Origin of the sequence: Streptomyces sp. 135 (assembly GCF_020026305.1) — a bacterium.
Lineage (GTDB): Bacteria > Actinomycetota > Actinomycetes > Streptomycetales > Streptomycetaceae > Streptomyces.
Genome location: NZ_CP075691.1, coordinates 8786762 through 8808992, shown reverse-complemented (window position 1 = coordinate 8808992; position 22231 = coordinate 8786762). Strand labels below are relative to the sequence as shown.

At 69.6% G+C, this 22231-nt stretch carries 18 protein-coding genes, 1 tRNA gene and 4 pseudogenes; 15 read left to right on the top strand and 8 right to left on the bottom strand.

Annotated features, from left to right (window positions below; translation table 11 throughout):
• Positions 1-229: 229 nt before the first annotated feature.
• A tRNA-Met gene (locus KKZ08_RS38435) sits at positions 230-303 on the top strand.
• A 234-nt stretch (positions 304-537) separates the two neighbouring features.
• Here KKZ08_RS38435 and KKZ08_RS38430 read toward each other — a convergent pair.
• Positions 538-690: pseudogene (locus KKZ08_RS38430) on the bottom strand (DUF397 domain-containing protein); the annotation flags it as partial.
• Between the two features lie 735 nt (positions 691-1425).
• Between KKZ08_RS38430 and uppS the strand changes: the two are divergent.
• From uppS to KKZ08_RS38415, 3 genes are all read left to right on the top strand, one after another.
• Positions 1426-2145: a polyprenyl diphosphate synthase gene (uppS, locus tag KKZ08_RS38425; protein WP_223779361.1), complete on the top strand. Its 720-nt coding sequence runs from the start codon at positions 1426-1428 to the stop codon at positions 2143-2145.
• Complete coding sequence (locus KKZ08_RS38420; RefSeq protein ID WP_223778840.1) at positions 2142-3605, top strand: oxygenase MpaB family protein; 1464 nt, start codon at positions 2142-2144, stop codon at positions 3603-3605. Before uppS ends, KKZ08_RS38420 begins: the two co-directional genes overlap by 4 nt.
• A gap of 2075 nt (positions 3606-5680) precedes the next feature.
• Entirely contained in the window at positions 5681-5857 is a 177-nt protein-coding gene (locus tag KKZ08_RS38415; protein ID WP_223778839.1) for a hypothetical protein, read from the top strand.
• 84 nt (positions 5858-5941) lie between these two features.
• Here the strand turns inward: KKZ08_RS38415 and KKZ08_RS38410 are convergent.
• From KKZ08_RS38410 to KKZ08_RS38395, 4 genes and pseudogenes are all read right to left on the bottom strand, one after another.
• Positions 5942-6419, bottom strand: a pseudogene (locus KKZ08_RS38410) (peptidylprolyl isomerase).
• A 176-nt stretch (positions 6420-6595) separates the two neighbouring features.
• Positions 6596-7156, bottom strand: a complete 561-nt coding sequence (locus KKZ08_RS38405; protein WP_320592494.1) for a choice-of-anchor C family protein — start codon at positions 7154-7156, stop codon at positions 6596-6598.
• Between the two features lie 295 nt (positions 7157-7451).
• The gene (locus KKZ08_RS38400) at positions 7452-8768 is read right to left on the bottom strand and encodes an MFS transporter (RefSeq protein WP_223778837.1); all 1317 of its coding nucleotides are present in this window, start codon (positions 8766-8768) and stop codon (positions 7452-7454) included.
• 295 nt (positions 8769-9063) lie between these two features.
• On the bottom strand, positions 9064-9846 hold the full coding sequence (locus tag KKZ08_RS38395) for a DeoR/GlpR family DNA-binding transcription regulator (RefSeq protein WP_223778836.1): 783 nt from the start codon (positions 9844-9846) through the stop codon (positions 9064-9066).
• Positions 9847-10049: 203 nt separating this feature from the next.
• Between KKZ08_RS38395 and KKZ08_RS38390 the strand changes: the two genes are divergently transcribed.
• Genes KKZ08_RS38390 through KKZ08_RS38375 form a run of 4 tightly spaced genes read left to right on the top strand, consistent with a single transcriptional unit; the run spans position 10050 to position 14720 of the window.
• Complete coding sequence (locus KKZ08_RS38390; protein ID WP_223778835.1) at positions 10050-11561, top strand: FGGY-family carbohydrate kinase; 1512 nt, start codon at positions 10050-10052, stop codon at positions 11559-11561.
• Positions 11554-13038 (top strand): FGGY family carbohydrate kinase, encoded by a 1485-nt coding sequence (locus tag KKZ08_RS38385; protein ID WP_223778834.1) that lies wholly within the window; start codon positions 11554-11556, stop codon positions 13036-13038. Before KKZ08_RS38390 ends, KKZ08_RS38385 begins: the two co-directional genes overlap by 8 nt.
• Positions 13035-13658, top strand: coding sequence for a histidine phosphatase family protein (locus tag KKZ08_RS38380; protein WP_223778833.1), 624 nt, complete (start codon positions 13035-13037; stop codon positions 13656-13658). The genes KKZ08_RS38385 and KKZ08_RS38380 overlap by 4 nt, the downstream gene beginning before the upstream one ends.
• A gap of 18 nt (positions 13659-13676) precedes the next feature.
• A complete protein-coding gene (locus KKZ08_RS38375; RefSeq protein ID WP_223778832.1) occupies positions 13677-14720 on the top strand; it encodes a 2-hydroxyacid dehydrogenase in 1044 nt (347 codons plus the stop codon).
• Between the two features lie 97 nt (positions 14721-14817).
• Here KKZ08_RS38375 and KKZ08_RS38370 read toward each other — a convergent pair.
• Positions 14818-15386 (bottom strand): annotated as a pseudogene (locus KKZ08_RS38370) (hypothetical protein).
• Entirely contained in the window at positions 15314-16603 is a 1290-nt protein-coding gene (locus tag KKZ08_RS38365) for a cytochrome P450 (protein WP_223778831.1), read from the bottom strand. The pseudogene KKZ08_RS38370 and the gene KKZ08_RS38365 overlap by 73 nt, the downstream one beginning before the upstream one ends.
• Positions 16604-17077: 474 nt before the next feature.
• On the opposite strand from KKZ08_RS38365, the gene KKZ08_RS38360 reads away from it, so the two are divergent.
• On the top strand, positions 17078-17386 hold the full coding sequence (locus tag KKZ08_RS38360) for a hypothetical protein (protein WP_320592403.1): 309 nt from the start codon (positions 17078-17080) through the stop codon (positions 17384-17386).
• Positions 17387-17501: 115 nt separating this feature from the next.
• On the opposite strand, the gene KKZ08_RS38355 is transcribed toward KKZ08_RS38360, so the two are convergent.
• Positions 17502-18017: a hypothetical protein gene (locus KKZ08_RS38355; protein WP_223778830.1), complete on the bottom strand. Its 516-nt coding sequence runs from the start codon at positions 18015-18017 to the stop codon at positions 17502-17504.
• 267 nt (positions 18018-18284) lie between these two features.
• On the opposite strand from KKZ08_RS38355, the gene KKZ08_RS38350 reads away from it, so the two are divergent.
• The 6 genes and pseudogenes from KKZ08_RS38350 (at position 18285) to KKZ08_RS38325 (ending at position 22224) form a co-directional block, all read left to right on the top strand.
• A complete protein-coding gene (locus KKZ08_RS38350; protein ID WP_223778829.1) occupies positions 18285-18824 on the top strand; it encodes a winged helix-turn-helix domain-containing protein in 540 nt (179 codons plus the stop codon).
• A pseudogene (locus KKZ08_RS38345) lies at positions 18821-19368 on the top strand (transposase). Before KKZ08_RS38350 ends, KKZ08_RS38345 begins: the two are co-directional and overlap by 4 nt.
• Before the next feature lie 1073 nt (positions 19369-20441).
• Positions 20442-20642 (top strand): hypothetical protein, encoded by a 201-nt coding sequence (locus KKZ08_RS38340; protein WP_223778828.1) that lies wholly within the window; start codon positions 20442-20444, stop codon positions 20640-20642.
• Complete coding sequence (locus tag KKZ08_RS38335; protein WP_223778827.1) at positions 20639-20866, top strand: MarR family transcriptional regulator; 228 nt, start codon at positions 20639-20641, stop codon at positions 20864-20866. The genes KKZ08_RS38340 and KKZ08_RS38335 overlap by 4 nt, the downstream gene beginning before the upstream one ends.
• Complete coding sequence (locus KKZ08_RS38330) at positions 20863-21195, top strand: DUF6233 domain-containing protein (RefSeq protein WP_223778826.1); 333 nt, start codon at positions 20863-20865, stop codon at positions 21193-21195. The genes KKZ08_RS38335 and KKZ08_RS38330 overlap by 4 nt, the downstream gene beginning before the upstream one ends.
• Positions 21196-21324: 129 nt before the next feature.
• Complete coding sequence (locus KKZ08_RS38325) at positions 21325-22224, top strand: Ku protein (RefSeq protein WP_223778825.1); 900 nt, start codon at positions 21325-21327, stop codon at positions 22222-22224.
• The last annotated feature ends 7 nt before the right edge of the window (positions 22225-22231 follow it).

Genomic DNA, 22231 nt, shown 5'->3' with positions numbered 1-22231 from the left:
CGGGCAACTGGGCGGCCGATCAGGTCTGCTTCACCGGAGCGTGGGTCCCCGGGCGGCATCGTGCGGCAGGCCGTCGTCGTCCTGGTCCACGCCGTCGCCGCACGGCGCGTCCAGAGCTCCTTGTCATTCCAGGCGCAGGTGGCGACCACCCCACCCATGGCAGCAGGCACTGGGCAGATCAAAGCTGGTGAGGAGCGGCTTGGCGGTGGCGTAGGGCGGGGTCCACCGACGCGGGGTGGAGCAGCTCGGTAGCTCGCTGGGCTCATAACCCAGAGGTCGCAGGTTCAAATCCTGTCCCCGCTACTGAACGTCGAAGGGCTCGGGGCCTCAGGATCTCCCGGGCCCTTCTTCTGTAGCTCGATGCGGGAGGGTATCGCGGCACGTTTCGCTGACTCGAAGCGCTAGCGGCATCGCGGCACCCGCGGCCCGGGGTCGTATCCCGCGCATGCCATACCGGCGCGAGCTGCCCCCGCCCAGTTCCGCCGCCCCGCCTACGGCCAGGAGCACCCCGCAAAAGACGCGGCCGAGCGTGCTCTTCTAGCCTTGGCGACCGGCGGCGAAAGGCACGAACGCCGACCAGTGTTCGCGAGAGAACCGCAGCGCCGGACCCGCCTCGGCCTTCGAGTCGCGGACATGTACCCGCCCCGGTGCCGACGCCACTTCCACGCAATCATGACTAGCGGCGCTGTAGCTGCTCTTGAATCACACGAGAGCGTCGCGGGAAGACGCCTGTCGCATACCCATCGGTTTCGTCCCTTCGAAAGAGGTAAGGTCCCTCCCACCCTGACCGACTTCCTCGCGCACCGGGAGAGCCGGAACCCGCCACGTGGGCGCGCAGTTTGGCCCGATATGGAGATCTCGGCGCCTGACAGAAGCGTCGCCTGAACCGGGCCGCCCTTCGGCAGCCAGGCACCACCGACAGTCCGGGGCCGCGTCCAAGGGGGGACATCGGCGGCACATGCCGGACCGGGCATGCCGTTGCCCCCGGGCGCTGTGTACGGGGGCAACGGCATGCCTGGCTGGCCCGCTCAGCGGGTTGCGGCTCGTACCCCGGCGTGGTTGCGCAGCATCGCCATCGGTGATGGCGCGCACTCTCCTGCGGTGCAGTGCAGTCTCATCCGGTGCCGGTACGAGGGGCTTGGACATACGTGCCAAGGGTGACGGCCACCCGTTTGGCCAGTTCGGGGCGCCTTCACGCTGTCAGACTTCCGGGAGGAGACGCGCCGGTGGGGCGTGGGCGAGGCGGGGCGGCGAATCAGGGTGGGTTTGACCGAGCGCGGTACGACCGGTCGTGCCGCTCCGGACGGGGCAGGGCCGGGCGTGAGAGACCACGACGTGCCGCGCGCACGCGTGGCGCCGGAGGACCGGCCGGGCGGGCGACAGCACGGCGACGGGCCCGGCGAGCAGCGGCGGGACGACGGGGCGGTGCGCGCGGTGCCGCGGCACGTGGCCTGTGTGATGGACGGCAACGGCCGCTGGGCGCAGGCGCGGTCGCTCCCCCGCACGGCGGGCCACCGGGCCGCGGAGACCACCGTCATCGACATCATCGAGGCGGCCCGGAGCGCCGGCGTCGAGTGGCTGAGCCTGTACGCCTTCTCCACCGAGAACTGGAACCGGCCGGGCACCGAGGTCGACTACCTGATGCGCCTCGTTCGCCGGGTCGTGCGCAAGCACGCGCCGCTGTTGCTCGCCCGCGGCATCCGCTGCCGCTTCCTCGGGGTCACCGACCCGCGCATCCCGGGGGAACTGGCCCGGGACTTCGCCGACCTGGCGACGCTGACCGCCGACAACCGGGGGATGACGCTGACCGTCGCCTTCGACCACGGCGGCCGTCGGGACATCGTCGAGGCCGCGAGGTCGCTGATCCGCAGCGGGACGCCCGCCGACGACGTGACCGAACAGCTCTTCGCGGATCATCTGCCGTTCCCCGACACCCCCGACGTGGACCTGGTCATCCGCACCTCCGGCGAGCAGCGCATCTCCAACTTCATGCTCTGGCAGGTCGCCTACGCCGAGTGGGTCTTCCCCAAGGCGCTCTGGCCGGACTTCCGGGCCCCCGACTTCCTCGCCTGCTTGCACACCTACCGGCGCCGCGACCGCCGTTTCGGCGGCGTGCCGCCCCGGACGAACGGAGACCCAGCATGACCACCGGAACCACCCGATCGGCCGACGAGGCTCCCCTGTTCGGCCCGGAATCGCAGTTCAGCGCCTTCTTCGACGACCCGCGCTGGGCACTGGCCATGATCCGCGCCACCGTGCTGGAGGCCGCTCACCCGCAGATCGGCGCCGCTCTCGTCGACAACTCGACTTTCGTCGCCCACCCCTGGCGCCGGCTCCGCAACACCTTCCTCAGCATGCGGCGCATGTTCGGCCCCGACCCCGCCGTACGCGAACGGGAGGCGGCCCGGCTCAACCGGCTGCACGCCCGCATGAGCGGCTCCGACTCCCGCGGCCGCGCCTACGACGCGATGGACCGCGCGACCCGTGCCTGGGTGGTCGCCACCCTCTTCGAGAGCGCCGTCACCATGTGCCGGCTGAGCGGCCAGCCGCTCGACCAGGACACGATGGAGCGGATGTACGCCGAGTACCGCGCGTTCCTCGCCGCGCTCGACGGCGACGCCGCAGAGCTCCCCGACGATGTCCACGGCTTCTGGCGGTACTTCGACCGGGTCGTCGAAACCGAGTTGGAGAACACCGAGGCGGCCCGCGTCATCCTCTACCGGCTCTTCGATCACCTGCCCGCCCCGGCGCTGCTGGACGGCGCGCCGACGCTGTGGGCGGCCGGCCGGGCCGTCGCCGGACCGGTCCTCGGCGCGATCACCGTCGCCTCGCTCCCCGAACCGTACCGGCGCCGGGCCGGCCTGCCGGAGATGCCCGGCGCCCCGACCCTCATGCAGGGCGCCTACCTCGCCGCCGGGCTCGCCCGCTTCCTGCCCGAGGGTTGGATCAACGCCGAGAGCATCATCGAAGCCCTCCAGCTCTCGCCCGACAGCGACGACCCCCGCGCCCGGACCGTGACCGCCCTGCGCTCCCGCATGAAGCGGGCATCGGCGCTGCTCCGTCTTCTCACACCGCTGGGCGGCGACGCCGACCCGGTCCCGACTCCTTCGGCGGGCGCAGGGGAGGGCCGACGCTCGGCGGAGGAGTTCTTCCGCCAGGTCCTTGACCAGACCGGCGACGGGCACCTCGACTGGCCCGACCTCGCCGCCATGGCACGCGAACTGGCCACCCGCCTCGACCTGGACGAACCCGAGGAGACCCGGCTCTACGACGCCTTCGCCACCTGGTGGCGCGAACTCCAGGCCGCCCTCGACGTTGACGGCGACGGCCGCATCAGCGCCGACGAGTACGCCGCTGCCGTACCCTCCCTTGCCGGACCCGCCCTCATTCGCGTCGCCGAGGTGCTCTTCGACGCCACCGACAAGGACGGCAGCGGGACCATCGGCGCGGACGAGTACCGGACCCTCTTCCGTACCGCCTTCCACCGCGACCTGACCACCACCGACGGCGCGTACGGCAGGAGCGCCTTCGTGGGCGACTTCCTCTCCTTCATGTCCGGCCGCCGTATGAGCAGCCCGTACGACCCCCTCCTCGCCGACGCCTGACGTGTGTTGCGGCACTGTTCCACTGTTGCGGCACTGTTCCACGCGGTGTCGTGCCGTCGTGCCCGACCGGGAGCCGTGCCGCTCGGGGTGGGCACGGCTCCCCGACTGTGCGGTCGCAGTCCGACCGGTCCTGTCAGAGGACGTACTTGCTCGCCCTGTCTACGGTTCGAACCCCGGTCCGCGCGACTGGCGCCAGGCAAGTCGGTGACCGGCCTCCCTCGCAGAGATGCTTCTCCCCCGGTCGGCGAACCGGCGCCTCTACTTCAGCAAGCTCACCAGGGTGACAGCCGCCGACGAACGCGCACCGGACGAGGGATGGCACCGCTGAACAGGCTTCCGCTACGAGGAATCGGTTCCTCTGCGGACTCTGCGCGTTGATCACCGCGCAACCCGTCCAACCGATCATGAGTCCTTCCGTGCCGAGGCCAAGGTCAACGCATCCGAGAAGGCACTCGACCGGGCCCAAGCCGACCAAGCGAAGCTCGACAAGGTGTACCGGACCTCGGGTGCCCTTCTCGACACCCTTGACAGCATGGAACTCCGGGGCAGCGAATCGACTCGGGCCAGATCGCAACCGGCACGATCAAGAAGAACCAGGAGGCGCTGTGGACTCATGACGCCGTGGCTCTCACCGACGCTGCCGTCGCCCTCGCTGACGAGGCACAGAAGGCAGTCGACGGCTCGTCTAAGCGCGGGGATTCGATGATTCACGATGGGCAGGCCAAGCAGGCGAAAGCGCTGATCGCCCAGTTGCGTACCGATGCCGGGGCCGCGCGGAAGGTGACGTCTGCCAAGGACGTCGAAGCCCACCAGAGCGACCTGGACAAGGCACGGTCCGAACTGGCGGACGCTGTCAAGAAGGTCCGCTCCTGTTGCCCGCCGCACCTGGTGACTGCCCGTCTGATGCGTCGGGAGGAAACGACCTCTGGATGCGGACCGCAGGCCCATAAAACAAAGGGGTCCGTACACGCTGTGCGTGTACGGACCCCTGATCGAGCGTCGGGCAAGCCTTGCACCTGCATTTCCCCGCAGGGAGCGGGTGTGCGGCTGGAAGGGACGGGCGCCAGCGCCAGGGCGGCTCGTGTCCGTCGTGCCGGTCGCGGCGGCCGCCGCCGTCGAGCGCGCCGAACAGGCCGGAGCCGGGGCAGCCAGGCCTTCGGTGGCAGAGCTGCGGACGGGACAAGTGCGGCGCTGCGCCAGGCCCTCGCTCCTCATGGCCTAGCCCGGAATCGCGTTCACCATCTCGGGGCCGTGCCGGTCACGGTGACGCTGAAGGTTCCCGAGGCGCAGGTCCTGGCCGTGCTCCTCAGCCGACGTGATGCCCTCCCCCGGCAGGCTCAGCAGAGGGACGATGACGGCTGGGTTGCGGGGCGGCGGAGACCGCGGCTGCCGCGCTCGCCGACACCCTCCGCGTGCACGGCACCGGCGCGTACGCACGGGTCCTGACGTCCGGACAGGTGAGTGCCGGCCTCACACCGCAGGCAGCCCAGGCGAGGTCGCGGCCCTCGCCGTCCGGCCTGGTGCCGCATCACGCGGCAAACGGCGCGGACTCGGGTCCGGCTTCAAGGGCATCGCCGCCCGGTAGTCGGCACCGCGCGTTGCCGGTCCCGCGTTGCCTGCGGGAAATGCGCCCTCGTACGGCACCGGTCGCCACGACGCGACGTCCGCACGCCGATCTGCTACGTGCCGAACTTCCTTACCGTGTCTTGCTGTCCTGCTGTCCCGAGGAATTCCTCCCGCTCCAGGGGGTGAAGGAAGGCCCGGCATCGTGCCCGCGACGTAGGCGTCTCGGGTGTTCCATGGTCCGGCTTCCTCAACCGGAAGGAGAAGGCCATGGCCGCTATGAGCGGGGGGCCAACCGCCCCGAGACGTCTTGCGCTGCGCCCAACAGCCACCTCGGGCCGACAAGCACCACCCCCACGAGGACGGCCGACCGCGCGGCGATCCCCCGCAGACGCTGCGCCACCGGCGCGGCCGATCACCTTGGCCTGTCCGTATCCGAAGGGTGGTCCGTGTCCATCGCGGACGCTCGGCAGCCTGCCCAGCCCAACCGCCGTCAGCGCTTCGCCCGCCGCATGCGCATACTCAGCGCCCGCCTCCGCGCGCTGATGTGGAGAGCGGTCCGGCTTGCCAGCCGGGCCTTCCTCGCCGGGGTTGCCTACACCGCCGGCGCCTGGGTGGCGACTGAAGTCCTGGGTCACGCCACCATCGGCGCCTCGCCGCTCATGCTGCTGTGGCACCTGGTCCAGTGAGCCCGTGGGCCGACCTCCGCCCATGGTGTCGGAGGTCAGCCCAGCGGTGGTGCGCCGCGTCACCGGCGTGGATCGGGTCCGGCTTCAGGGGCATTGCCGCCTGGTAGTCGGTGCCGCAGCGCTGGCCTTGCCTGATGCGTTGCCGAGGCGCTCGATCCTGCGGACGGCGTCAAGGCCCATCAGGACTTCACCGAACACAACGTGAGCGTCGCCCAGCCAGGGGGTGGTGGAGAAGGGTGATGGAGAAGGAGCAACCGTTGGTGTTCCGCCCCACGTTGGCCGTGCTGAGGAGTCCGGGCTTGGTGTGCTTCAGCGTGAAATCCTCATCGCCGAACGTGCCGCCGTAGGTGCTGCGGTCACCGGTGCCGTTGCCCTTGGTGAAGTCGCCACCCTGAATGATGAACTTGGGGATGATCCGGTGGAAGCGTGATCCCTTGTCGCCGAAGCCGTACTGCCCGGTGGCCAACTCCCGGAAGTTGCGTGCGGTCTCGGGCACCACGTCGTCGTAGAGCTCGGACTCGATCCGCTCGGAAATCCCCAGAGGCCGTCCGTCAATCTTCATGTCGAGGAACACCTTGCGGTTCCTGCCCTGATCGCTCACGCGTGTTCCCGTCGCGTACGTGGTTCGTTCTCGGCTGGACCTTCGACTGTTTTGGCAACGCCTTGTCCCGGGAAGCGGTCGACAGTAGAGCCCCGGTGCCCATGCACCGGGGCTCTACTGGTGCCACTCCGCAGCGCCTACCTATGGCAGGTGCGGTCCACCCTTACGTCATCGATCACCGGCCCGTAGGCGCCGGCAATGGTGCTCTCGAACGCCAGCGTTGTGGTGAAACCCAGGGCCAGGAAGGTCACTTGCCGCGTCCGGTACCCCATGTTGGCGCGCGTCTTGCCGGTCGAGTCGAACGAGAAGTTCTGGACGTTCCGTCCGTCGACCAGGACTCGGCCCGTCTTGACCGCCTGGCCACCCGGGTTCGCGGCAAGTGAGTACGTCACCGTGTACTTCGTGAACGGCTTCGTGGAGAAGGTCTGCGCCACAGTCCCGGGCCGGGTGGCGTTGAGGTCGACAGACTGCTTTCCCTGCGCTGCCTGCCAGAACCCGGCGCCGATGAGATCCACGGCTCCCCGGGTGACTTTCCAGGGGCCGATGGGCTGGCCCGCCAAGACCGTCCGGAACGAGTTCGCCGGTGCGGCCGGGTATTCAAAGCTCCCGTCATCAACCCTGCTGACCGCGCTGCGATCAGCCATGTCAGCGCCGCTCTGCGGCTCGGCCAGCGCGCTGCCGCTGCCGAGGGCCAGCAGGCTGGCTGCCGCCGTGGTGGTGACGAAGGTACGTAAGACCACTGGAAGACCTCCCAGGGAAAGGGGGTGAAGGTGCGGGGGACGTGCATGATTTTCCTACCGGCCCCTGAGCCCGTACCAGCCCCTGCCAGCAGCGCACGGAGGTGTTGTGCAGGCGTGCGAAGACTGCGCGCGCTCGTCGCCTGCCTCGACTGGTCAAGGGGTGCCCGACTCCCGCTCGCCTTCCGCCTGGGAGGGCGTCGGGTAGCCCCGCGGATCATTCACGGCTCGCCTCCAGGGATTCGTCCCGCGCTGTTCAGGCTGCCGAGGCGGGAGCCGACAGGTGGTCCTCGGGCGCCGGTGATACGGCCTGGGGCAGCTTGAGGAAGAGGGTCAGCCCGGCGCTCGCCAGGTAGAGGAGGGCGAAGATCCACATGACGCCCTGGACGCCCAGCGGGCCGAGGAAGAGCCCCACCAGGGCCGGGCCCAGGAAGGTGCTGGCGCCGGCGCCGAGGTTGAGGGCCGACATTGCCTGGCCCTTGTGGGCGGGGTCGAGCGAGGGCATGAGGGCCGAGAGCGGGACGTAGCCGGCGAGGGTCGCGCCGAAGAGGCTGACCAGCACCATGGCGAGGGCGTAGTTGTCGCCCGCCGAGACCGTGCCGTAGTAGAGCAGCAGGGTGGTCACCGCGCAGCCGACGCCGCCGCACCAGGCGACGGTGCGCTGCCAGCCGATGCGGTCGCCGACCACTCCGAAGATCAGGTTGAAAAAGATGTTGGTGGCGAACATCGCCGACAGCAGTTGAAGCCATTCGGTGAGTGAGAAGCCCAGCGTGTCGGTGAAGAACACCGGCAGGAAGACCAGGAAGCCGAACTGCGGTGCCGTATTGATCGCCCGGACCACCGCGCCGGTTCCGATCCGGGGGTTGCGCCAGATGATGGCGAGCGAGCCCAGCAGGGTGGCGACCGGGCGCTCCCCGGCGGGTGCCAGGCGGCGGGCGCCCGTGGGCTCGCGCACCAGCAACAGCGCGAGCAGACCGCCCACCAGCACCAGGGCGAGCGAGAACCACAGCGTGCCGTACGCGCCGATCGCCGGCACCGCGAAGCTGGCGACGAGCGAGCCCAGTGTCGGCAGGCCGCCCGTGAAGGCGAACCAGAACCAGCCCACCGCCGAGCCGAGGCGCCGCTGCGGCGTCACAGCCGTGATCCAGATGAGGAAGCCGTACGCGAAGAGCGGATAGCCGAAGCCCCGCAGGCCGTAACTGACCAGCAGCAGACCAAAATCGACGGTCGGTACGGCGAAGACCAGGAAGACCACCTGGAACACGCCCCAGATGCCCAGGCCCAGCATCATCACCCGGCGCGGCCCCCACAGGTCGGACAGGGCGCCGGAGAACCAGGCGGCGATGCTCGCGGTGACGCCGTAGACGGTGAACAGCAGCGCCACGCGCTCCTTGGACATGCCCTCGTCCAGGAGGTACGGCGCCAGGTAACCGGACTCGACCCCGTCTCCGATCATGAAAATGAGCACGCCCAGAAATCCCCAGGCGAGCGCTTTGGGAATTCCGATCCTGTCCAGCCAATGCCTCGCGGGTGCGCCTTCGGCGGAAGACGACGGTTCCAGATCGACAGCCACGAGAACCACCTTTTTCGAGAAGTCGGGGAAAGCGCGGGGAACGCTGCCCTGAGATGTCACGATGAAAAGGCCGTGTGAGAAGGCCGTCAATGAGCGGGCGGAAAACCCCGTGACACACCCCGGCCGTGACGTGAAATCGACCAAGGACCGGTGCCCCCGGCTGCCGTTCCACCCGCATCGCCGCAGCTCACAGGGGAAGCGGTTCGGAGTCCTGGCATGACGTCCCGCCGACGGCCGGGTGAAGACGGTGTTACGTTCACGTGGCGTTCGTGATCTCCGTGGGGGCCGGCCGGCCTCAGCGTGAGGTGTCGACGGTCCTCATGTCGACGCCGATGTCCCGCAGCCGCCGCACCTGGGCCGCCGGGGCCGCGTCGTCGACCAGCACCAGGTCGAAGTCGGTCAGCGGCGCGAGCGCGTACAGCCCCTGGTTGGCGAACTTGGTGTGGTCGATGAGCAGGACCCGGCGCGCGGCGGACGCCATCATCGCCCGCTTGATCTGCACCGTCTCGGGCGACATGTGGTAGCAGCGGTCCCCGGTCACCGCCGTCGTCGACATGAACAGCACATCCGCCCGGAACGACTCCACGCTGTGCGCCGTGTGCGGCCCCATGAAGGCGTCGTACGCCGGGAAGTACGTGCCGCCGAGCGCGATCAGGGAGACACCCGGCTCCCTGGAGAGCGCGGTGACGGCCGGCAGGGAGTTGGTGATCACCGTGAGCGGTGTGTGGTCGGCCATCTGCTGGGCCAGGCTCAGACAGGTGGTCGAGTCGTCGAGCATCACGATCTGCCCGGGCGCGAGCAGCTCCGCGGCGGCCCTGGCCAGCCGGTGCTTGGTCTGCGCCATCGTGGTCATGCGCTCGCTCACGCTGCCGTGGAACTGGGTGGACGGCAGACAGCTCGCCCCGCCCCGTACCTTGCGCAGCCAGCCCTGTGCCTGCAACGCGTCCAGGTCGCGGTGGATCGTCATCACACTGACGTCGAACTCGTCGGCCAGGTCGCTGGTCCGCACGAACCCCTTCTCGGTCACCAGGTCGCGCAGGCGGCGCCGCCGTTCTTCCTGGGCGTCCATACGGGTCATGGCGTCCGGCTCCTTGCTGCACGATGCGAATCTCACGTGAACTTAACACGGCGGCGTGGTGTCGCCGCCTGGCGGAGCGGAACGGGCCGGCGATCTCACACGGCGGTCAGATCCGGTCACGGGATAATCGCTCAGCCGATTGACGCTCCGCCCGGCCGCGCGTTTACCTGGCGTTCGCGAGTGAAGGGGCAGGTATTCCAGTCATGTCGGTTCTCACCATCGACGTCGGTACGTCCGTCATCAAATCGGTCGTGTTCGACGACCAGGGGCAGGAAATAGCACTTTCCCGCATCGGGACCGAAGTGCTGCGCCCCCACCCCGGCTGGGCGGAGCAGGACATGGACGCCGTGTGGAACGGCGTGGTCTTCACCGTGCGTAGCGCCCTGTCCCAGCTCGGTCCCGGCCACGACCCGGTGTGGCTGGTCGCCTTCACGGCCCAGGGCGATGGCTGCTGGCTCGTCGACGCCGACGGCCGTCCCACCGGGCCCGCCGTCCTCTGGTCCGACGGCCGCGCGGGCGACCTGCTCACCCGCTGGGCCGCCGACGGCGTCCTGGAGGAGGCCTACCGCCGCAACGGCTCGCTCACGTGCAGCGGCATGCCCAACGCGGTGATCAGTTGGCTCGCCGCCCACGACCCGGGTCGCCTGGAGCGTTCCCGTACGGCCCTGACGGCGGCCGGCTGGCTCTTCCTCAAGCTCACCGGCGTCACCGCGATCGACGAGTCCGATGCGTCGGCGCCCTTCCTCGACCACGCCACCGGCGCGTACGACCCGGCCATTCTCGACCTGTTCGGCTTCCAGGAGCACGCCCGGCTGCTGCCCCGGGTCCTCGGCGAGCACGAGCGCATCGCCGAGATCACCCACCACACCGCGGGCGAGCTCGGCCTCCCGGCCGGTCTGCCCGTCGTCATGGCCCCGTACGACATTGCCGCCACCGCCCGCGGCGCGGGCGTGGTCAACCCCGGCCAGGCGTGCGCCGTCCTCGGCACCACCCTCTGCACGGAGATCGTCACCCGCCAGGTGGACACCTCCGGCGAACCGTGCGGCATCAACATCGCCTACCGGGGCCGGAAACGCATCCTGCGCGCCTTCCCCACCCTCTCCGGAACCGAGGTCCTCGACTGGGCCTGCCGCCTCCTCGCTGTCGACGGGCCCGCTGCCCTCGGGGAGCTGGCGTTCAGCAGCCCGCCCGCGCCCGGCGGCCCGGCCTTCCTGCCATACCTCTCGCCCGCCGGGGAGCGCGCGCCCTTCCTCGCCCCGCACGCGCGTGGCAGCTTTTGGGGCCTGTCCCTCGACCACACGCCCGCGCACCTGGCCCGGGCCGTCTTCGAGGGCCTGTCGCTCGTCGTCCGCGACTGCCTGCGGGCATCCAGCACCGACGTCCACGAACTGCGCCTGTGCGGCGGCGGCTCCGCCAGCGACCAGTGGTGCCGGCTCATCGCCGACGCCACCGGCGTCCCCACCGCCCGCAGCACCGACACCGAACTCGGTGCCAAGGGCGCGTTCCTGACCGGACTCGTCCTCAGCGGAGCCGAGAGCAGCATGCACAATGCCGCCGCCAAGTACGTCCGGATGCGCTCCGGCTGGGAGCCCGACCCCGGGCGCGCCGCGTACTACGACGGGCTCTACGAGTCGTTCCTGACCTGGCGTGGCGCCGCCCGCTCCCTGGGCTGGTCGCCCGCCACCACCTCCGTACGGAAAGCACCCCATGCCTGACGCCCTGACCGCCGACGCCGTCCATCTCGGCCTCGACCTCGGTACCCAGAGCGCCCGGGCGGTCGCCGTGGACGGCACCGGCCGGCTGCTCGCCGCCGCGTCCCGCCCGCTCACCGGCCACCGCGACGGCGTACGCCACGAACAGGACCCCGAGCAGTGGTGGTCCGCCCTCGCGGGCGCCTGCCGCGAGGCCCTGACCGGCATCGACCCGGCGCGCGTCCAGGGCCTGGCCGTCGACGCCACCTCGGGCACCGTCCTCCTCGCCGACGAGCGCGGCACACCCCTCACGCCCGGACTGATGTACGACGACGGGCGCGCCCGCGCGTACACGGCCCGTGTCAACAAGGCGGGCGAGGAGGTGTGGCAGGAGCTCGGCTACCGCACCATGCAGCCGTCCTGGGCGCTGCCCAAACTGCTCTGGCTGCTGGACAACACCGACTTCCCCGGCGCCCGGCTGCTCCACCAGGCCGACCTGATCACCTGGCGGCTGGCCGGACGGCAATTGCCGAGCGACGCCAGCCACGCCCTCAAGACCGGCTACCACCTCATCGACGACCGCTGGCCCGACGAGGAGCTGGCCGCGCTCGGCGTCCCGCCCCGACTCCTCCCCGACGTCGTACGCCCCGGCACGGTCATCGGCACCGTTTGCGCAGACGCCGCCATGGCGACCTCGATCCCCGCCGGAACGCCCATCGTCGCGGGCATGACCGACGGCTGCGCCGCCCAGATCGGTGCCGGAGCCCTCACCCCCGGCGCCTGGAACTCCGTCCTCGGCACCACCCTCGTCCTCAAGGGCGCAAGCCCCCACCTCGTTCGCGACCCCCAGGGAGTGGTCTACTGCCACCGGGGCCCGGGGTCGACCTGGCTGCCCGGCGGCGCCTCCAGCAGCGGCGCCGGAGCCCTCGCGCGACGCTTCCCCGGGGCCGACCTCGACGCGCTGACCCGGCAGGCCGCCTCCGCCGGCTCCACCGCCGTCGCCTACCCTCTGACCGGCGCGGCGGGCGAGCGCTTCCCCTTCCGCGCGCCCGACGCCACGCCCTTCGTCCTGGGCGAACCGGCAGGGGAACCCGAGGAGTTCCACGCCCTGCTCCTCGGCGTGGCCTGCGTCGAACGCCTCTGCTTCGACTACCTGGACCATCTCGGCGCCCCTGTCGACGGCCCGCTCACGCTCACCGGCGGCGGGGCCCGCAACCGCTACTGGTCACAAGCGCGCGCCGACCTCCTCGGCCGTACGGTCGCGCTCCCCGAGCATGCGGAGAGCGCCACCGGCACGGCAGTGCTCGCCGCGACCGCCTCGGGCGCCGCCCTTGAGCGGGCCGCGGCGGCCATGGTGCGCGTCCGCGAGGAGTTGAACCCCGACCCCTCCCGCACCGCCCGGCTGATCCCCGTCTACCTCGACTTCGTCGACGAACTGACCCGACGCGGCTGGCTCGCCCCGGCCGTCGCGGAACACGCCCGCAGGAAGGCCGAGCAGTGACCGACTTCATCCTCGTGCGCCACGGCGAGACCGAATGGCACGCGGAGAACCGCTACGCCGGCCGCACCGACGTACCGCTCACCGAGCTCGGCCACAAACAGGCCACAAACCTCGGTGCCTGGGCCGCCGGGCAGCGGCTCGACGCCGTGCTCTGCTCCCCCCTGTCCCGCGCCCGCCTCACCGCCGAACCGGCGGCGACCGCCCTCGGGCTCACCCCGCGTGTCGACGAGCGGCTGTACGAGGTCGACTTCGGGCGCGGCGACGGGCTGACGCGCGCCGAGATGGCCGAGGAGTTCCCCGACGCGCTCGCCGCCTTCCTCGCCGACCCCGTCGCTCACCATCTGCCCGGCGGCGAGGACCCCGAGGAGGCGGCCGGCCGGGCGATCGCCTGCCTGGAGGAGGTGGCGGAGGAGCTCCCCGACGGGCGCGTCCTAGTCGTCGCCCACTCCACCCTCGTACGCCTCGTCCTGTGCCGGCTCCTCGGCATCCCCCTCGCCCGCTACCGCCAGGCCTTCCCGGCCCTGGAGAACGGCGCCCTGACAGAACTGCGGCTGCTGCCCGGCAGGCAGGCGTCCCTGCTGCGGCTCAACGCACCCGCCGCCCTCACCACCACCCACTGACCCGTCTGGAGCACCACCGTGACCACCACCGTCCTCGCCGCCGGCGACCACTTCGTCCTGCCCCGCCTGCTCGGCGGGGAACTGCGCGCCGCCGCCCCGGGCGACGCCGGCCTGGAGGTCCGCGAGCTTTTGCTGCCATGGCCGCACACCCCCTTCGGCAAGGTCACCGAGGTCGACGAGGCGTCCGGCACCGAGGACGAGCTGATCGACGCGCTGCGCGGCGTACGGATCTGCCTCACCCAGATGGCCCCGCTCACCGAACGCGTGCTGGCCGCCTGCCCCGACCTGGAGCTGTTCTGCGTCAGCCGCGGCGGCCCCGTCAACGCCAATCTGGAGGCGGCCACACACCACGGCGTCGCCGTCTGCTACGCCCCCGGCCGCAACGCCGTCGCCACCGCCGAGCACACCCTCGCCCTGATCCTCGCCGCCGCCAGAGGCATCGGTGACGTCCACACCGACCTCAGGCACGGCACCTGGCGCGGCGACTACTACGACTACGACCGCTGCGGCATCGAGATCGACGGCTCGGTCGTCGGACTGGTCGGCTTCGGTGCGATCGGCTCGCGCGTGGCCCGCGTTCTGGTCGCCATGGGCGCCGACGTCCTGGTCCATGACCCGTACGTCAAGCCCGAGGCGGTGGCTGGCGTCGCCGAACTCGTCCCCCTGGACGAGCTGCTGAGCCGCTCCCGGATCGTCTCGCTGCACGCGCGCGTGACGCAGGAGACCAAGGGCATGATCGGGGCCGCGCAGATCGCGTCGATGCCCCGCGGCTCGGTGCTCGTCAACTGCGCGCGCGGCGCGCTCGTCGACTACGACGCCGTGTGCGACGCCCTGGACTCGGGACGGCTCTCGGGCGCCGGTTTCGACGTGTTCCCCGCCGAGCCGGTCCCGGCCGGGGCACGGCTGCTGTCCACGCCGGGCGTCGTCCTCACCCCGCACATCGCGGGCGCCAGCCGGGAAGTGGCCCACAAGGCGGCCCGGATCGTGGCGGGCGAGGCGGCCCGCTTCCTGCGTGGCGAGCCGCTCGCCCACTGCGCCAACCCGGAGGTGCTGCGGCGATAGGCGCTGTCGGCAGCGAGGCCGGTGAGAGGCTCGACGTGCCGGGACCGGCAGAACACGGCCCCGGCTTTCCCGCGCCCCAAGCTGCCCCGCGGAGGCGTCAGGCCATCAGGTGAGTCACGGAACGGGCCCGCTCCCACATGCCGGGCATCTGCTCGCCCGGCCGCTGCTGCTCGCCGTGCAGGGCGTTGAGCACCACCAGGCATCCGGTCAGGGCCGGCACCGCCCACTGAGCGGTGGCCAGCTGCCGCCGCGCCTTGTCGAGGTCGACCGGGTGCTGCTGGGCCTTCGCGGCGTCAGCGGGGTCCGTGGAGGAGGCCAGCTCCACCTTCTTGCCCAGGACGCGGGCGTAGGCGGTGGCGGCCAGAGCCGCGGCGGTGACAAGGGTCTTGGCCGTGGTGGAAGCTCCCACGCCCTGCTGGGTGGCGACACGGTGGGCGTTCACGGCCAGCAGACCGCCGCCGCCGAACAAGTGCGCTCCGATCGCGGCGGCGTTGACCGGTGTCCAACGTGCCCAGCCCGACGAGAGATGCGGTCTCGGGTCGCCTCTGTGCCGCCTTCGTCCCGGGCCGCACGGTTGAGGCCGACCGCCCCCATCAACGACCCGCCGAACCAGGCGGCCAGACCAAGATCGTGCAGGCTGTGGATGACGGTGTTGCGTTCAGACATGACAGAACTCCTGTAGAGGAAAGTCGCAGGAGGCCCGGCCGACGTAGACGGCGACCCACACGCCACCCCGTGGCGGGGGTGAGGCGGGTCCAGCCGGCAGGTGGGGCCAGGAGTGTGCGGACGTGGGGCTTGCGGGTGCGCAGCCGCACGCGGCCCCGGTAACCGTGGAGGATGAGGTGGCCGAGGTGTTCGAGGGCCTTGACAGCGAAGCCGTTCGCGGGGCACATGCCGTCGCCTTTGCCGAAGGGGAGGTAGGAGTACCGCTGGTTGTCGGTCGGCTGCTCCCAGCGCGAGGGACGGAAGTCCAGGGGTCTGTCCCATACGGCCGCTGACCGGTGGATCGCGTGCGTGCCGATCAGGACGTGCTCGCCCTCGCGGACCCGGGCGCCGACTATGTCGTGGTCGGCGGCGGCCACTCTGATCAGGCGCCAGGCGGTCGGATACAGGCGCAGCGCCTCCTTGACCAGCCGATGGACCTGCTCCTGCCGCACCGCCGGGGTGTCGTAGCCGTGCCTGATGCCGAGCATCACCACCCATTCGAGGGTCACGCCGGTGAAGCCGACCGTGGACAGGACGAGGCGTTGCAGCAACTGCGCGCGATCGGCCGGGGACAGTTCTCCGGGCAGGCCCAGCACGAGGTCGACCAGGTCCTGCGCGCCGCTTTCCCGCGCCGGCAGTCGGCCGATCTGTTCGGTGAGCCCGGCCCGGACGGCGGGCACCGTACGGTGTGAGCGCCTCAGCACATGGCCGACGATGTCGTCGGCGACGACGCTCGACGTCACGTAGGCGTCGACGAGCGCGTTGATTTCGGTATGACGCCGGTGCGCGATGACGGGAGCAAAGTACCGCCGGACCAGTTCGACGCCCCAGCGCTGGTGTCGCAGACGGCCGCGGCTGTCACTCACCTCACCGAGGGCGGAGTCGAGGTCGAACGATGACGCGAGGTCGTGCCGGGCCAGGACCCTGAGCAGCTCGCGGGAGGCTTCACCCCGGACCGCCTGGGACAGGGATTCCTGTCCCAGGCGGAAGAACCCGGACTGGGACAGGTAGTCGCCGGCCGAGTCGACCAGGACGTCCCGGGCCGCGTCGGCATCGGCCACGAAGAGGGTGCCGAAGCGGAGCCTGAACGGACCGTCACGGTCCGCAGCCTGCTCCTCCCACCGCTGCAGTTGCGGCCACAGACTCTTTCTGTCCAGGAACACGGTTCGTCCGCCCATCTGACGGAGGACGGGACGCGCGGCGGTCCCGGCGCTCGTCCCATCCTTTTGCGGAGAGGACGTCAGGCATTATGCCCGTACCTGTCGCCGTACTGGTTGCGGCGCGCACGCGCCTCACCGCTGAGCGCCCGAAGACTCTTGATGATCCATGACATCGCGGCCGTCCTCCTTGTCGGTCGGGGTTGTGCCCGGCCCGGCTGCCGAGCGTCAGTTTTGCTGCCCGTAGCCGACGAAATACCCGTGCCACCGTGCACGCATCTCACCGCTGAGCGCCCGAAGGCTGCTGGTCACCCACGACATCGTGGTCCTCCTTGTCGGTCAGTGCTCCTGGGCTGTGCCGTGTGATACGGCATCCCGGCGGCCCGCCGCCACCCTCGCCGTCCGTGATCGGCTCACCGGTGAACCGGCCCGCCGAGGGGTGCCCTAACGCTACTCACACGGCAGAACCGGGTGAACTGCCGGAACCGGCCAAAGATGGTGAAGGTCACCCTGGAGCGCGTCTACGCCCTCACCGACGTCACCGCGGCCCAGGCCACAGCACGGCTGGCGAAGATCGTTCGAGGGCACTGGGGGATCGAGGCGCATCACCACGTCAGAGACGTCACGTTCGCCGAGGACGCCCGTCGCTTCCATACGGGCACCGCCCCCAGAGCGATGGCTGGCTCCGCAATCTCGCCATCGCCTTGGCCCGCTCGATCGGCTGGGACAACATGGCCGCCGCTGTCGACTTACTACCGGTCCCTTCCCGATCACGCACTCGACCTCATCAATACCGGATCATGAGAACGCTCGCGCCTTGGCCGGGGCCGGGATGCAGGTGCACGTGACGGCGAACGGTGAGCCAGCCAGCTAAACAAACCGGCGGCAAAGATCACGGGACACGGCCTAATCGCATTGCCTACATGGATGGCTTGTCGGCGGCGATGATGAGGCGCTTGTTGCCGCCGCCGGTGCTGGGGCCAGGTACGGGCGGGGCAGTGTCGTAGACGCCGATAGGGGTCCACTTGACCTGGTCGTTTGGATTCCAGTAATCCTGAAAGATGTAGTAGAGATGAAATTTTTGTGGGCGGCAAGGTTCACTAGGTGGACAGGTGATGCCGTCCTTATAGACCCTGATGCTCTTCCCGATCTCGTCTGGGCCGACCCAGGGAACCCGAATGTCGCTGGTTTTTGTGCTGTGGGCGTCGATTGGGCCGAACCAGGAGTTAGTCTCTCCGATATAAAGCCATGCTGGATAGTCCATTGTGTTCTGCACTTCCGTGATGACGGTGACATTCGCCCTGGCCGTGGTCGCGGATTTGGTGCCGTGCAGGGATCCGGGCGTGGCGGCGCCGGCGGACGGGAGGGCGGTGAACGCGCCGCCAACCGCAAGGGCTCCTGCTACGACGGTGCGGAGGGTGCGGGAGATTCGCATTGCGATCCTTTACTTTCCGAGTCAACAATCTATACGGACAGTAAAGCAATGGGTACTCAGAGTCAATGTGCGCTGACCCCGGGGGCCGTGGAGCCCGGCGCAACCGCAGCGACGTGCGAAGATCCCACCCGGAACCGGCCGGGAAAAATGGGATGAACCGATCATCTCAACTGACAACAATCACGTTTGATGGATCGACGCTACTGACGTTGAAGTCGTCTTGTCGTAGGGGCTGACGGTTGATGATCGTCGCGGTATGCCGGTGGTATGAGGTATCCGCAGGGTGGGGGTCTGACCGCGGAGAGGCGAGTGTTCCGTGAGCGGGTCCGGATGGAAGCGGTCGGTATGTTCGCCGATGGGCGGGGCAGTACGGAGATCGCCAAGGAGTTACGGGTCAGTGTCCGGTCGGTCCAGCGGTGGCGGCGGGCCTGGCAGGAGGCGGGCGAGGACGGGGTTCGTTCGCGTGGTCCGGTGTCCCGGCCGAAGCTCAGCGATGCGCTCTTCGCCGTGCTCGAGGAGGAGTTGGCCAAAGGTCCGGTCGCTCACGGGTGGCCTGATCAGCGGTGGACACTCGCCCGGATCAAGACCCTGATCGGGCGGCGGTTCCACAAGTCCATGACGCTGTCGGGGATCTCCCAGATGCTGCGGCGGCATGGCTGGAGCCACCAGGTTCCAGCACGTCGGGTCATCGAGCGTGACGAGAAGGCCGTGGCCGGCTGGGTCAAGGACGTGTGGCCACACGTGGAACCACCGCGGCGGCGCTCGGGGCCTGGCTCGTCTTCGAGGACGAAGCCGGATTCTCGATGACGCCGCCGACCTCCCGCACCTGGAGCCGGCGCGGAACCACACCGGTCATCCGGGTCCGCGGCCGTTCCCAACGCCGCTTCTCCATCGCAGCCCTGTGCTGCCACAAACCGGGCGAGCGTTCCCGCCTGATCTACCGGCCCAGACGGCATACCGACCATAAGAGCGGCGGCCGCAAGAGCTTCGCCTGACCGAGTACCGCGACCTCCTCATAGCCGCCCACCAGCAGCTCGGCGGACCGATCGTCCTCATCTGGGACAACCTCAACGTCCACAAAGACCGCCGCATGCGGGCCTTCATCGACACACACGACTGGATCACCGCCTACCACCTACCGCCCTACACACCCGACCTCAACCCCGTCGAAGGCATCTGGTCGATCCTCCGCCGGACCAGTCAGGCCAACACCGCCTTCACCAACTCCGACCATCTCATCAGCCGACTCCGACACGGCCTCCGCCAGATCCAATACCGCAGCGACATCATCGACGGATGTCTCACCGCGACCGGCCTCACACTGACGACACCACGCCTACAAACTCAGTAACCGCTACTGATAGCCACTGCTTTTGGGCCGGTCTCGCATCGTCCTGATGGGGTGAGCCCTTTGGCGCGCTTGTGTGTGCGACACGTATTTCACTGTCGACGAGGCCACCGGCGAGCTGTGCTTGAAGCCGGACGCGATGTGCACAGCCCCCGCGGGCGGTGACAACATCCCGCCTATGTGACACCTATCGCGCTTCGGGTGCGACACGAGGTCGCTCCCGCTGAGTGAGTAATACCTGACGAAGGAGGAGGAACCTGGTCGAACTCCGAGTCTGTATCCGGACTCGTCCCCGCGCTCACATGCGTCGCTGGCAACGGCGGGGTGTGGAGCTGAGCGTTCAAGCCCAAGAGCACCCCGGCCATCGGGGAGCCACAGGCGAGGGGAAGGCTGGACGGGCCAACGAGAGTGAACCCCTTGATGAAGCTCCGTGACGATAAGACTGCGCGATGGCATGCGGGCGGCAGTCACAGGACCCGGTGCTGCAAGGCACCAGGCGAACCAGAGTCCGAAGCTCTGGAAACGGATACCGCCGGTCCCGGAGTAGAAGGGGCGCCCACCCCAGCCGCATCTCACGGGTGCGGAACGTGGCAACCCCGTCGAGGTCCGGACAGCACACCTGTCCGGTAGGCCGACCGAGAGGAAGGCTCAACTCCTCGGCGGGAGAAGGAGGACCCAAGAAGCGAACGCCGGTCGGCCGAAAGGCCAGGGGAAACCCGGGAGTACTGGAACCTTCGTCCAGCCCGGACCAACCCGCCGGATACGGGCCCGTACGCCGGCACACCGCCACCCCCGACCAAAAGGTCAACCACCTGCTGGTCGCCTTCAGAAGCGCCTTCAACGACGCCCAGCCCCGCAGCCACGCGCCCGGCTACTGACCCGCCCCATCTAGACCACGCTTCCTAGTCCACGCTTCACCCGAAGGCCTCCCCTGACTTACCGGGCCGGGCCCCTCGCGCAACGTGGCCACCGCTCATGGCCCAACCTCATCTTCGCTCCCCCGAGCTGAAGCACCCCGGCCCGGCCGCCCCCGTCACGACTGGCCCGCTAATTCGAACACAAGATCTACTGGCGGCATGGTGCACAACAACTACTCCCCCAAGCTCGTACAGACCCAGCGCGACTGGACACGCACCTATCAGGCCCTCGCCCACTCCCGCGCCAGCCACAACACCGCCCTGCGGCGACGGCTCATCGTCCTCTCCCGCCGCCTGGTCCAGGACGTGCCGCGCACCGAGCAGGCCGACCTGCGCCGACGCGCCCAGGAGCCGTCATGACCCGCCGCTGCTGGGACATCACCGACCGCCAGCGCTCGGTCCTGGCCTGCATCCGCGACCGCGTCCTGGAGACCGGCGAGGCTCCCACCGTGCGGGAGATCGGCGCCGCCATCGGCCTGTCCAGCCCCTCTTCCGTTCACTACCAGCTGCGTCGCCTGGAGCAGGCCGGCGCCCTCGTGCGCGCTGACAGCGGCAGCTGGAGGAACTACCGGCTCGCGCGATGAGCGAGATCCGCCGTATTGACATGCTCCGCTTCCTGGAACGGGTCCAGGAGCGGGATCTGGCGCGCACCCGTAGGTGGATCGCGGATGAGGAACGGCGAGAGGCGGAACGGATCCGCGGGCAGCAGGCCCGGCCTCCGGCTCCGGACTGGCTGATCGAGCTGGGCATCGGCCAGGGCAAGCCCCCAGTGTGCATGCATGTCGGCGGATGCCACATGGCCGGCAAACGCAGCCGCGGTGCCGACGCGGCCCAAGCGCGCCAGGCCCTCAATGAGGGCGTCGCCGCCTGCATCCACTGCCGGCCCGACACCGCGCTCGGCGTACTGGACTGAGGAAGCCACCCCACCAGCGGGTCAAGATACGGCGGCACAGAAACGGCTGAGGGTGGCGGGACCGGGCATGCGAGCGGCGGCGCACCTTCCTAGGCTGGTCGCCTCGGGGCCGTCCATGGAGGTACTGCCATGCCTGCCCGTCCCGTTTGGTCCGGCGCCATCAGCTTCGGTCTGGTGACCATCCCGATCAAGGTGCTCCCCGCGACCGAGAACCACAGCCTGCGCTTCCACCAATACCACCTCGAGGACATGGGCCGCGTGCGCACGCGGAAGATCTGCGAGCTGGAGGACCGCGAGGTGTCGACCGCGGAGATCGGCAAAGGCTACGAGGTCAACAAGGACACGATCGTCGCCATCGCTGACCACGAGCTGGACGACATACCGCTCCCCACCGCGAAGGCGATCGAGATCGCCGCATTCGTCCCCTACGAATCGATCGACCCGGTGCGCATCGGGGAGGGCTACTACCTCCAGGGCGACGGCCAGGTCGCCGCCAAACCCTACGTGCTGCTCCGGAAAGCCCTCGAACGCAGCAGCAAGGCGGCCATCGCGAAATTCGCGTGGCACGGGCGCGAGAGGCTGGGCCTGCTGCGAGTGAAAGACGACGTCATCGTTTTGCACGCCATGAAATGGGACGACGAAGTCCGCTCGCCCGAGACGATCGCCCCGACGCCCATGGATCTGACCGACGACGAGATCGAGCAGGCCGTTCTCCTCGTCGACTCCATGACCATCGACGACATCACCGGCCAGGAGTGGGCCACCGACCGCTACACCGCGGCCCTGGAAGAGGTCATCCACGCCAAGGCCGACGGCAAGAAGCCCCCACAGGTGGCCGAGGAGGAGCCGACCGGAAAGGTCGTCGACCTCATGGCCGCCCTCGAGCAGTCGGTACAGCGCGCCCAGGAAAGCCGCAGCGAGGGCGAGCACGCGACCGTGCACGAGATGAAACCGAAGAGGACCGTGAAGAAGACGGCCACGAAGAAGGCTCCGGCGAGGAAGCCGACGGCCAAGAAGCGCGGCGCTTAGTGAGCGA

Coding starts and splice junctions, on each gene's coding strand:
- KKZ08_RS38395 (WP_223778836.1), bottom strand. CDS start 9,846: ATGACCCGTATGGACGCCCAGGAAGAACGGCGGCGCCGCCTGCGCGAC.
- KKZ08_RS38420 (WP_223778840.1), top strand. CDS start 2,142: ATGACCACCGGAACCACCCGATCGGCCGACGAGGCTCCCCTGTTCGGC.
- KKZ08_RS38385 (WP_223778834.1), top strand. CDS start 11,554: ATGCCTGACGCCCTGACCGCCGACGCCGTCCATCTCGGCCTCGACCTC.
- KKZ08_RS38390 (WP_223778835.1), top strand. CDS start 10,050: ATGTCGGTTCTCACCATCGACGTCGGTACGTCCGTCATCAAATCGGTC.
- KKZ08_RS38365 (WP_223778831.1), bottom strand. CDS start 16,603: ATGGGCGGACGAACCGTGTTCCTGGACAGAAAGAGTCTGTGGCCGCAA.
- KKZ08_RS38360 (WP_320592403.1), top strand. CDS start 17,078: ATGGTGAAGGTCACCCTGGAGCGCGTCTACGCCCTCACCGACGTCACC.
- KKZ08_RS38415 (WP_223778839.1), top strand. CDS start 5,681: ATGCGCATACTCAGCGCCCGCCTCCGCGCGCTGATGTGGAGAGCGGTC.
- KKZ08_RS38340 (WP_223778828.1), top strand. CDS start 20,442: ATGGTGCACAACAACTACTCCCCCAAGCTCGTACAGACCCAGCGCGAC.
- KKZ08_RS38335 (WP_223778827.1), top strand. CDS start 20,639: ATGACCCGCCGCTGCTGGGACATCACCGACCGCCAGCGCTCGGTCCTG.
- KKZ08_RS38325 (WP_223778825.1), top strand. CDS start 21,325: ATGCCTGCCCGTCCCGTTTGGTCCGGCGCCATCAGCTTCGGTCTGGTG.
- KKZ08_RS38330 (WP_223778826.1), top strand. CDS start 20,863: ATGAGCGAGATCCGCCGTATTGACATGCTCCGCTTCCTGGAACGGGTC.
- KKZ08_RS38350 (WP_223778829.1), top strand. CDS start 18,285: ATGAGGTATCCGCAGGGTGGGGGTCTGACCGCGGAGAGGCGAGTGTTC.
- KKZ08_RS38355 (WP_223778830.1), bottom strand. CDS start 18,017: ATGCGAATCTCCCGCACCCTCCGCACCGTCGTAGCAGGAGCCCTTGCG.